Genomic DNA, 11,533 nt, shown 5'->3' on the forward strand with positions numbered 1-11,533 from the left:
CAGGGAAATGTGCCGTCGGCGGCAACTTGTGCGCTCGCCGCCCGCACAACTTTACCGGTCGTTTACCACAATCGGGCACAACGCATCCCGAAGAGCGGGCGAAGGCCCATTGGGCCCATTGGGGATGAGCATGGATACGCTGCGCGGGTTCGAGGACGATCGGATCGATAGCGATCAAGGGGACGAGGCCGACATGAGCGTCGACGACAATGCCAATTTCGACATCGGCACCGACGAACGCCGGATGCATGTGCGTGCCTATAATCACTGGGTGTCGCTGCTCGGCGGGCGCGCCTATCCCTCGATCGAGGATCTCGATCCTGAAAACATCGCCGATTTCGGCGCGCATTCGGTGCTGCTCGATTTCACTGGCGGCATCGAGGATCCCGCGATCCGCTTCCTCGGTCGTGCGCTGCGCGATGAATGCCAGCTCGATTCGTCGATCACCCACATCACGCAAGTGCCAAGCCGATCGCTGCTGTCGCGGCTGACCGACCATTATCTGCAGATCATCGCCAACCGCGCGCCGATCGGTTTCGAGGCCGAATTCGTCGGCACGCGCGGCCACAACACGCTGTATCGCGGCATATTGATGCCGTTTTCGTCCGATGACGACACGATCGATTTCATTTACGGCGTGATTAATTGGAAGGAAATGGTCGACGCCGAGACACAGGCGGCGCTTTCCGCCGAAGTCGCCGAAGCCGTCCGCAGCGCGCCGCGGCCGGCGGTCGCCGCGCCGGCACCTGCCTGGGCCAGCGGGCCGAGCGCGGGCATCGACGACACCGATCATGCAACCGGCGAGGACGATGCGGCCGACCATGACGATCTCGGCACGACGCTGGGCCTTGCCGACCAGCTGAGCCTTGCCCAGCAAAGCGCCGCTGCCGTCCGCGCTGCCGATACGCGCAGCCGCGCCGCGCTCTACCGCGCGCTTGGCCGCGCCTATGATTTCGCCGCCGCTGCCGATTCGGATCCCGATGGCTATGCCGCGCTGCTTGCCGACACCGGCATGAAGGCGCAGGCACGCGCGCCGATGACGCCGATCGTCAAGCTCGTGTTCGGCGCCGATTACGACAAGACGCGCCTGACCGAATTCGCCGCCGTGCTGACGCACGCCCGCCGCACGAATGTACCGCAAGGGGCGCTCGGCGATTTCCTCGAAATGGCCGAGGGCGGGATCAAGGGGATCGTCGCGGCGGAACGTGCGCTGAAGCGCCCGGCGCCCGCGGTCGACCGTGTAGCGGCGGCTCGGGCACGGCTTGCCGCGCTGCCGAGCCTGGCGTCGGTTGCGCTCGATGTCGATGCGGTGGTTGGCGACTATGTCGTGCTGGTGGCGCGCAAGAGCGTTCACGGCGACCTCGACATCATCGGCAGCGTCGCGTCCAACGACCCGGTCACCGATCGCGCGCTGGCCCGCATCGCCGACTGATCCGGCGGCGCCCGCACCGCTTCGGGCGACTTCGATCTTGAGCTAACCGGCCGCGCGGCGCATAGCGTCGCCCATGGTCATCGCCACGCTGAAATCGCTGTCGGACGCGCTTGCGGTCCGGCTGGTCGAAGGGGCCCTGCCGGGCGAGCTTGCGGGGTTCGGCGCAGCCGAACAGGCTGAAGCTGCACGGTTCGTGGCCGCAACGGCGGGGCTCCGGCCGCCGAATACGGCACGCATGGAGCTTGAGACGATCAGCGGCGATGATTCGAACCGCCAGATGCGGCTCGCGATCATCAACGACGACATGCCGTTTTTGGTCGATTCGATCGCGGCGACAATCGGTGCGCACGACATCGCGATCGACCGCATCATCCATCCCGTCCTGCCGATCGAGCGCGGCGAGGACGGCACATTCCGCAAGGTCGGATCGGGCGCGCCCGAATCGATGATTTACATCGAGATGGAGCGCGTCGATGCGCGGCGGCGCAAGGCGCTGCTCGGCGATATCGACCGAAATCTGGGCGATGTGCGCGCCGCCGTCACCGATTGGCCTGCCCTGCAGGAAGCGATGGCCGCCGACGCAGCCATGCTCAACGCCAGCATCGATCCGATCGAACGCGAAGGCGGTGCGCTGTTCGACTGGTTCCTCGACCGGCATTTCACGTTGCTCGGCCATGAGCGCTGGCTGCGCGACGGCGGCGCCGTCGAGCAGATCGGCATTGCCCGCAATGCCCAGCCGGTGCCGATCCTTGCCACTACCTCACGCCAGCTTGCGCTCGACTGGTTCGCGGCGGGCAATCCAGCGCCGCTGCTGGTCAAGTCGAACCTGATTTCGGCCGTGCACCGCCATGTGCCGCTCGATCTAGCGATCGTGCCGGTGCGCGAGGGCGATGCCATCATCGGCCTGTCGATCCACGCGGGCCTTTGGACATCGAGCGCGCTCCACGCGCCGCCGCAGGACGTGCCGGTGCTGCGCGCGCGGCTGGCGGCGCTCGAAGCCAAGCTCGGTTTTGATCCCAAGGGGCATACCGGCAAGGCGCTCAGCCACGCGCTCGGCGCACTGCCGCACGATCTGGCGACTGCCTTTGATCCCGACAGCCTTGAATCGCTTGCGCTGACCTCGATGTCGCTGGCCGATCGGCCGCGCGCCGAGATGGTGCTGGTCCGCTCGACGCTGGGGCGGCACATGTTCGCGTTCGTGTGGCTGCCGCGCGACGATCTGTCGACGGTTCGGCGGGTTGCGATCGGCGACATGCTGGCCGAGGCATCGAACGGTGCGCTGCTCAACTGGTCGATCGCGCTCGAAGACGGCGTGGTGGCGATGATCCGCTACACCTTCGATCTGCGCGGCGAGGGGCGGATGCCCGAAGTCGCGCCGCTCAATCAGCGGCTGGCGCGGATGCTGCGCGGTTGGGCCCCGGCGGTCGAGGCAGCGCTTGCCGAAATGGCCGACCCGGCTCGCGCCGCGCGGCTGGCGCTGCGCCATGCCAATTGCTTCCCGCAAGCCTATCGCGCGACGAGCACCCCGGAAGAAGCTGCCCGCGACATCGTGCGGCTGGCGACGCTGGAGACGCCCGAGGCGCGTTCGGTGCGGCTCTATCGCGACGCAAGCGGCGTGCGGCTCAAGATCTATCGCTATGGCGGCGCGCTGGCGCTGTCGGATGCCGTGCCGGTGCTCGAGAATTTCGGGTTCCGCGTGATCGAGGAAGTGCCGACCGCGCTTGCCGACGAAGCCGAGGGTTTCGTCCATGATTTCGCCATTCAGGCCGGCCCCGAAGCCGTGCCCGGCGCACTCGAAGGCAATACCGCAGTGCTCGAGGCGGCAATCGCCGATGTGCTGCAGGGGCAGGCCGAAAATGATGCCTTCAACCGGCTGATCGTCGATGCCGGGCTCACGCCGCGCGCCGTGGTGCTGTTTCGCGCTTGGTTCCGCTATCTGCGTCAGGCCGGCATGGCTTACAGCCTTGTCACCGTGGTCGACGCGCTGCGCCGTGCGCCGCATGTCGCCGCCGCGCTGATCGCACAGTTCGACGCCGCACATGATCCGCAGTGCCGCGCCGACGCCGCCGCAGCCAAGGCCGCCGTGCTTGAGGGCCTCGACAGCGTCAACGCGATCGACGACGACCGCATTCTGCGCGGGATCGGCGGCGTGATCGACGCCACGTTGCGCACCAATGCCTTCGCGCCGGCTGCTGCTGAAGCACTCGCCTTCAAGCTCGACAGCGCGCGCGTCCCCGGCCTGCCGGCACCGCTGCCGTGGCGCGAAGTATGGGTCTATTCGCCGCGCGTCGAAGGTATTCACCTGCGCGCCGGCCCGGTCGCCCGCGGCGGCTTGCGCTGGTCCGACCGGCGCGACGACTTCCGCACCGAAATTCTGGGACTGATGAAGGCGCAGCGCGTGAAGAACGCGGTGATCGTGCCTACCGGCGCCAAAGGCGGCTTTTATCCCAAGATGCTGCCCAATCCGGCCAACCGCGACGCCTGGCTCGCCGAGGGCACCGAAAGCTACCGCATCTTCATCCGCACGCTCTTGTCGGTTACCGACAACATCGTCGAAGGCAAGGTCGTTCACCCGGACGGCGTGCGCATCCATGACGGCGAAGACCCCTATTTCGTCGTCGCCGCCGACAAGGGTACCGCGACCTTCAGCGACGTCGCCAATGCGATCGCGCTCGATCGCGGCTTCTGGCTGGGCGATGCCTTCGCAAGCGGCGGCTCGGTCGGCTATGACCACAAGGCGATGGGCATCACGGCCAAGGGCGCATGGGTCAGCGTCCAGCGGCATTTCGCCGAGCGCGGCGTCGATGTGCAGACCGATCCGGTCCGCGTCGTCGGCTGCGGCGACATGTCGGGCGATGTTTTCGGCAACGGCATGCTGCTGTCGAAGACGATCCGGCTGGTTGCCGCCTTCGACCACCGCCACATTTTCCTCGACCCCGATCCCGATCCGGCGGCGAGCTGGGCCGAGCGCGCGCGGTTGTTCGCGCTCGCACGCTCGTCCTGGGCCGATTACGACAAGGCGCTGATCTCGGCGGGCGGCGGCGTCTTCGCGCGCACCGAAAAGCTGATCCCGCTGTCGGAGGAAGTGCGCGCGGCGCTCGGCATCGACGCTGCCGAACTCGATCCCGCCTCGCTCATCTCGGCGATCCTGAAAAGCCCGGTCGACCTGATCTGGTTCGGCGGCATCGGCACTTATGTGAAGGCAGCGGCCGAGAATAATGTCCAGGTCGGTGATCCGGCCAATGATCGCCTGCGCATCAATGCCGAGGAACTGCGCGCGACCGCGATCGGCGAAGGCGCCAATCTGGGCGTGACACAGGCAGCGCGCATTGCCTTTTCGGCGCGCGGCGGCCGGACCAATACCGATTTCATCGACAATTCGGCGGGCGTTGATTGCTCGGACAATGAGGTCAACATCAAGATCGCGCTCAATCGCGAAGTCAATGAAGGCCGGCTGGAAATCGAAGCGCGCAACGAGCTGCTTGTCTCGATGACCGACGATGTCGCCGCGATCGTGCTCGAAGACAACCGGCTCCAGACGCTCGCCTTGTCGACGATGGAGAATGACGGCGCACAAGGACTGCCGAGCTATGTCCGCCTGATCGAGATTTTCGAAGGCAGCGGTCGGCTCGACCGCAAGGTCGAAGGGCTGGCATCGAACGACGATCTGTTGCGGCGCGCGCAGGAGCAGCGCGGGCTGACGCGGCCCGAGCTTGCGGTGTTGCTCGCGACCGCCAAGCTCGCGCTGCAGGACGCGATCGAACACAGCCCGCTTGCGCATGACGAGGCGCTGAAGCCCGATCTGCACGCGGCGTTTCCGCCGGCCATGCGCGCCGGCTTCGGCACCGCGATCGACCAGCACCGGCTGCGCGGCGAAATCGTCGCGACCAAGCTCGCCAACCGCATCGTCAATCGCCTGGGCGTGCTGCACCCCTTCGAGCTCGCCGAGGAAGAAGGCGCAGCGATGGCCGATATCGCGGCGATGTTCGTGGTCGTCGAACAGCTGTTCGACCTGCCCGCGCTCTGGGCCGAGATCGAAGCGACCGACATGCCCGAGGCCGCGCGGATCGGCATGTTCGAGGAAGTCGCTGCCGCTGCCCGGTCGCACATCGCAGATCTGCTCCGCGTATTCCGCCCGGGCACTGGCCCTGCCGATGTGCACGCGCGGATTGGTGCCGGTATCGCCGCGCTGGCCGGCAAGACGGACTCGTTGCTGCGCGACGAAGCGCGCGCGCAGAGCGATCGCATTACCCACCGGCTCGAATCGGTTGGCGCCCCGGCGGCGCTTGCGCACAAGGTCGCGCGCATTTTCGAGCTCGACGGCGCGGTCGGCCTCGCCGATCTCGGCCAGCGACTTGGTATCGACGAGGTGGTGCTGACGGGCGCCTTCACTACGCTGGGCCAGGCACTTGGACTCGACTGGGCGCAGGCCAATGCTGCGCGCATCGTCTCGAGCGACCCGTGGGAGCGGTTGTTGATCGCGGGTCTCGCGCGCGACTTCCAGCAGATCCGCCTCGATTTCCTCGGTCGACTGGGCACGAGCGATCCGGGACCGGCTGTTGAGGACTGGCTGACGCGCAATGGCGGGCGCGTGCAGCAATTCCGCGCTCTCGTCGACCGTGCCCGCCGGGCGAGTGCGCCCAATGCGGCGATGCTGGCGCAGATCGCCGGGCAGGCGCGCGTACTGCTCGGCCACTAGGCGGCGGCGCGGCGTTCCTTGAGCGCACGACGCCACGTCCGTGCCCGCGCCCACATGATGACGCCGGTGATCGCGAGCAGCGCGGGCAGCAATCCGCCCAGAAAGATGATCACTTGCCAGACGATCCCCATGCCGTTGCCGTCGTGGATCCGGCGCATCAGCTGCGCGATTCCGGCGCTGCCGCGATCGGCTGGCGGTGTAGCAAGAGTCCGTCCGCTCGCGTCGTCGATCACAACGACGGGGGCATCCTTCCCGGCCAGCGTAAAGCGCCACTGCGGTTTATAGTCGTTCGGCCAAGCAATCTGGGCAATGCGCGCGCCCGCCGGCAGCCGTGCGGCGGCGTCATTCAGGCTCAGCCGCGTGACCGGAAGCGGCTTGGCCCGGTTCAGCGCTGCGCGTTCGGCACTGAAGCCCATCGTCCGGCCATTTTCGCCCACCAACGGCCCGAAAAAGCCGGGGAAGCTGATCCAGGCGCCGGTCAGTGACAGGACGAACAGCGGCAGCGCGATCCAGAAGCCGAACAGATGATGCAGGTTGGCGTCGACATGCCGATGCCGCCGCCAGCGCAGCCCGCGCAGCCAGCTGCCCACCGTCGGCCACCACAGCCAGAGCCCCGAGATCGACGACAACAGCATCGCAACCCCGATCCAGCCGACGATCGCGCGACCGACGCCGGGGATCATCAGGCTGCCGTGGATCAGGTGCATCACCATCACCGGCCCCGATCGGCTGCTCGACACTTCGAGCACGCGCGCGGTCGGCGGGTCGAGATAGATGTTGGTGCGCGGAGCAGGACCTCGGATCGCGCTTTGCTGGGGGGCGGTCTGCGCAATCACCGGATCGCCGGGATGTGCCGGCAACTTCAGGCTGGCGAGCGGCGCACCGCCGACCGCCTTGCGCGCGGCATCGGCATAGGCGGCAGGCGCCAGCAGCGTCACGCCGCTGGTCGCATAACGCGCCGGGCTCAGCAGCCGCTCGACTGGTTCGTCCCACACCAGCGCAGCGCCGGTCAGGCTCAGGGGAATGATCAGGATCGCCAGCAGCAGCCCGATCCATTTGTGCACTTGGAACCACGCCTTGCGCAGGCCGATCTTCGTCATTGTCTGATACTCTTTAGAAGCGGAAGCGGACGGTCGCGCGGCCGTTGAGCGGCGCACCGGTCGAGATGTTGTTGTCGGTGTGCGCGGTCGGGAAATAGCCCGCGTCGAACAGATTCTCGATATTGACCTGAACTTCGATCGCCTTGGTCAGCTTGTAATAGAGCGCCGCATCGACGCGCGCATAGCCGGGCAAGGTGACGCTGTTCGAGATCGAAGTGAAACGGTCCGAGAAATAGCTGACGCCCGCGCCGACACCGAAGCGCTTCGACACATTGTACCGCGTGAACAGCGACAGGCTGTGGTCGGGGACCAGCGCGACCTTGCGCCCGGCCGGCGCCGCCGCTGTCGTCTCAGTAATGCGCGCGTCCTGATAGCTGTAGCCGAAACTCAGCTGCCAGTCGGGCGTGATCTCGCCGCGGGCCTCGACTTCGACGCCGCGACTGCGCTGCGCCCCGGTCAGCACCGTCGTGCCCGCGACCGGCCCGGGCGCCCGCGTGTTCGTCCGGTCGAGCTGATAGACGTTGGCGGCAATCAGCAAGCCGGCGCGCGGCGCCCATTTCGCGCCGATCTCATAATTGTCGAACTGCTCGGGCTTGAGCGCGGCGGTCGTCACGTCGAGCGAGCTGAACTGGTCGCCCGATTGCGGCAGATAGGACCGCGCATAGCTGGCGTAGAGCGACACCGGCTCGACCGGATGCACCACCAGCCCCGCACGCGGCGACCAGAGCGCGTCGCTGCGCTGGAAACGCTCGCCGTTGAGGCGATTGGTAGCGGTCAGCGAGAAACGATCATGGCGCAGCCCGACGAGCAGTTCGACCGGGCCGAGCTTGATCTGGTCCTGCACATAGCCTGCATAGATATCGGCATAGACGACCGTGTCGCGCTGGCCGGTCCCTGCGCGGAACACCACCGGCGGCGCCACAAAGGGGTTGGCAAGCAAGACGCTGGCGGTCAGCCCGCCGTTGCTCGTCCCCGCCACGCCATCGAAAAAGCCGTTGAGGCGGCTCGACGTCGAATGCTGGGTCCCGAATTCGAACCCGGCGAGAAGGGTGTGATCGATCGCGCCGGTGCGCGTGCGCCAGACGAAGTCGGTCTGGCTGAGCAGATTTTCGCGGAAAGTGAAGTCCTGATAGGCCTGCACCGGCACGCGCCCGCCGCTCACGGCGCCCGAGGGGAACAGATTGCGGTAGTATTTGTCGTAATCGCCATAGAGCAGCCGCCCGGTCACGCTCAGCGCGGGCGAAAACTGGTGCGTCGCGGTCGCGCGCGCGACATTGCCCTTGAACTGCGTGCGATTGACGCCAGCCGCCCCGAAGAAGGTATCGCGAAACCCGGCGAGCGGGCGGCCACCGAGCGAGGGGATGCCGCGATCGGTGACGCGGTCGTCGTCGACATATTCATACGACAGCGTGAAGGCAGTGTCGGGGCCAGCAAACCATTTGACGACCGGATTCACGGCGGTGACGCGCCCGCCATAGACCTGCCGATGATTGGCGAATTCCTCATGCACGGCATTGATCCGCGCCGCGACCGTGTCGCTCAGGCGGAAGTTGATGTCGCCATCGACATACCAGGCGCCAAAGCTGTCGACCGAGGCACTCGCGCCGCCGAACATACCAAGCCCCGGCGTCTTGGTGACGCGGTTGATCACCCCGCCGCCGCCGCCGCGCCCGAAGGTGAGCGCGTTGGGTCCGCGCAAAATCTCCAGTCGGTCGAGATTGTAGAGCGGGCGGTAATATTGGACGTCGTCGCGTTGGCCATCGACGAAGAAATCGGCGGTCGAGTTATTGCCGCGCAGCACGATCTGGTCGCGGTTCCCCTCGCCCTGCGCCGCAATGGCGCCGGGGACGAAGCGCAGCGCGTCGCCGATCGAGCGGATCGCCTGATCGTCGATCTGCTGGCGCTCGATCGACGTGATCGCCTGCGGCACATCCTTGACCGGCGTCGGGGTGCGCGTGGCAGTGCTGGTCTCGGGAGTCGCGTAGCTGCTGCGCTGGCCAGTCACCGTCACGTCGGCGCGGTCGGCATCTGCATCGCCCGGTGCTGGCGTAGGCGCAGAGGCCTCGGTCGGTTCTGCCAAGGCGGCCGCCGGCGTCAGCGCCAGCGTCGAAGTTGCCGTCAGCAGTGAAATTGTGAGCAGTCGCATTGGTTTCTCCCGTCGAGGCCGGGGTTATTGCGACTCATTATCATTGTCAACGCTATTGCGAGTTATTCGCAACTTTGCCGAGCGAACAGCCAGGTGCGGATCGCGCTGGCGAGGTTGGGCGGATCATTCTGGGCGATCCGCAATGCGTCGATTTCGGCGATCAGCGCCGACAAGGGCAGCGCATGCGCTGCCGCCGCCGCTTCGAGCGCGGCCCAGAACACCGGCTCAAGGCTGATCGAGGTTGCATGCCCGGCGATCGTGACGGATCGCTTGACCGGGCCGATGAATCCGCCGGGCGGGGGCGCAATTCGGTGCGCCGTCACCGCGGCGCCGCGTCGAACAACCCCGCCAATTGTTCGATCATCGTGCCGCCCAATTGTTCGGCGTCCATGATCGTCACGGCGCGGCTGTAATAGCGCGTTACATCATGCCCAATACCGATCGCGCAAAGTTCAACCGGCGATCGCGTTTCGATCCAGCCGATTACCTGCCGCAAGTGGCGCTCCAGATACGATCCGCTGTTGACGCTGAGCGTCGAATCATCGACTGGCGCGCCGTCCGAAATGACCATCAGGATCTTGCGATCCTCGGGCCGCGCGATCAGCCGGGCATGTGCCCACAGCAAAGCCTCGCCATCGATATTTTCCTTGAGCAGCCCTTCGCGCATCATCAGCCCGAGATTGGGCTTGGCGCGGCGCCACGGCTCGTCGGCCTGTTTGTAGAGGATGTGGCGCACGTCGTTCAGCCGCCCCGGTTGCGGCGGGCGTCCGGCGGCGAGCCAGGATTCGCGCGCCTGCCCGCCCTTCCATGCGCGGGTGGTGAAGCCCAGAATCTCGGTCTTGACCCCGCAGCGCTCGAGCGTGCGCGCGAGAATGTCGGCGCTGATCGCCGCGATCGAAATCGGGCGGCCGCGCATCGACCCCGAATTGTCGATCAGCAGCGTGACGACCGTGTCCTTGAATTCGGTATCGCGCTCGACCTTGTACGACAGCGACTGCATCGGATTGACGATCACCCGGGCCAGCCTTGCGGCATCGAGCAAGCCTTCGTCCTGATCGAAATCCCAGCTGCGGCTTTGCTGCGCCATCAATCGCCGCTGCAACCGGTTGGCGAGCTTGGTGACTGCGCCCTGCAGATGGACAAGCTGCTGGTCGAGATAGGCGCGCAGCCGGGCGAGTTCCTCGGGATCGCACAGTTCGGTCGCGGCGATTTCCTCGTCGAACGCCTGCGTCCATGACTTATATTCGAACTGCGGCGCGAAATCGTTGAACGGGCGATTTGGCCGCACCGGCATCATCCCGTCGTCGCCTTCGTCGCCGGGTTCACCATCGGCCTCGTCGAAGCTGTCGTCGCTCTGCTGAGTCGATTCGCCTTCCTGCTGTTCGGAATCGCGCGATTCGCCGCGCTGCTCGACGTCGCCCTGGCCCTGTTCGCCCGCGTCGTCGCTGGGATCGCCTTCGTCCTGCGTCTGGTCGTCCTGACCTTCGTCCTCGTTGCCGCCCTCGTCCGCCTCGTCGGGCAGAATATCGCCTTCGACGAGATCGAGGTCCTGGAGCAGCTTCATCGACAATTGCGCAAATGCCGCCTGATCGTCGATCGCAAGGCCCAGCGCGTCGAGATCGCCGCCCGCTTTCTCCTCGATCCAGTCACGGACCAGCGCGAGACCCGCAACCGCGCCTGCCGGCGTCTGCTGCCCGGTCAGCCGTTCGCGCACGATCAGGCTGACGGCCGTCGACAGCGGCACTTCATCGGCGGTCCGTGCCCGCGCGATCGGATCGCTACGCAGCCGCATGCCGAGCGCGGTTTCAAGGTTGTCCGTAATGCCCTGATAGCCGCGCGACCCGAGCGCCTCCACCCGCGCGCTCTCAACCGCGTCGAAGACCGCCCGCGCGACCGCTTCCTGCGGCGCACCCTTCAGGTGCAGCGCGGTGTCGTGGTGCTTGAGCCGCAGCGCAAAGCCATCGGCAAAGCCGCGCGCCTCGGCAACCTGCTCGGGCGGCAGGCCGCGCGCGGGCATCGGCACCTTGATGTGCTTGCCCGATTGCGTCGGCGCGTCGGCGGTATAGGCAAGCTCGATCTCGGGCTCGTCCGCCAGCGCCCGCGCGGCGCCACCGAGAACCGATTTGAAGCGATCGAGGGGCGTTTCCTGCGCCATT

Annotated in this window: 6 protein-coding genes; 2 read left to right on the forward strand and 4 right to left on the reverse strand. The window is 66.6% G+C overall.

What is annotated here, in order from left to right:
* The first annotated feature begins 130 nt into the window (after nt 1-130).
* Complete coding sequence (locus AX672_RS17650) at nt 131-1,432, forward strand: PAS domain-containing protein (RefSeq protein WP_066653873.1); 1,302 nt, start codon at nt 131-133, stop codon at nt 1,430-1,432.
* Nucleotides 1,433-1,505: 73 nt separating this feature from the next.
* Nucleotides 1,506-6,131, forward strand: a complete 4,626-nt coding sequence (locus AX672_RS17655; protein WP_066653727.1) for an NAD-glutamate dehydrogenase — start codon at nt 1,506-1,508, stop codon at nt 6,129-6,131.
* Here the strand turns inward: AX672_RS17655 and AX672_RS17660 are convergent.
* From AX672_RS17660 to cobT, 4 genes are all read right to left on the reverse strand, one after another.
* Nucleotides 6,128-7,231, reverse strand: coding sequence for a PepSY-associated TM helix domain-containing protein (locus AX672_RS17660; RefSeq protein ID WP_066653728.1), 1,104 nt, complete (start codon nt 7,229-7,231; stop codon nt 6,128-6,130). The two genes, AX672_RS17655 and AX672_RS17660, sit on opposite strands and share 4 nt — an antisense overlap.
* Nucleotides 7,232-7,244: 13 nt before the next feature.
* Nucleotides 7,245-9,377 carry a TonB-dependent receptor gene (locus AX672_RS17665; protein WP_082730631.1) on the reverse strand — a complete coding sequence of 711 codons (2,133 nt, stop codon included), beginning with the start codon at nt 9,375-9,377 and terminating at the stop codon, nt 7,245-7,247.
* A 62-nt stretch (nt 9,378-9,439) separates the two neighbouring features.
* Entirely contained in the window at nt 9,440-9,700 is a 261-nt protein-coding gene (locus tag AX672_RS17670) for a ribbon-helix-helix domain-containing protein (RefSeq protein ID WP_066653729.1), read from the reverse strand.
* Complete coding sequence (gene cobT / locus AX672_RS17675; protein WP_066653731.1) at nt 9,697-11,532, reverse strand: cobaltochelatase subunit CobT; 1,836 nt, start codon at nt 11,530-11,532, stop codon at nt 9,697-9,699. The genes AX672_RS17670 and cobT overlap by 4 nt, the downstream gene beginning before the upstream one ends.
* Nucleotide 11,533: the final 1 nt, after the last annotated feature.

It is taken from the genome of Sphingomonas sp. CCH10-B3 (genome assembly GCF_001556185.1).
GTDB lineage: Bacteria > Pseudomonadota > Alphaproteobacteria > Sphingomonadales > Sphingomonadaceae > Sphingomonas > Sphingomonas aquatica.

Coding starts and splice junctions, on each gene's coding strand:
- AX672_RS17650 (WP_066653873.1), top strand. CDS start 131: ATGGATACGCTGCGCGGGTTCGAGGACGATCGGATCGATAGCGATCAA.
- AX672_RS17655 (WP_066653727.1), top strand. CDS start 1,506: ATGGTCATCGCCACGCTGAAATCGCTGTCGGACGCGCTTGCGGTCCGG.
- AX672_RS17660 (WP_066653728.1), bottom strand. CDS start 7,231: ATGACGAAGATCGGCCTGCGCAAGGCGTGGTTCCAAGTGCACAAATGG.
- AX672_RS17665 (WP_082730631.1), bottom strand. CDS start 9,377: ATGCGACTGCTCACAATTTCACTGCTGACGGCAACTTCGACGCTGGCG.
- cobT (WP_066653731.1), bottom strand. CDS start 11,532: ATGGCGCAGGAAACGCCCCTCGATCGCTTCAAATCGGTTCTCGGTGGC.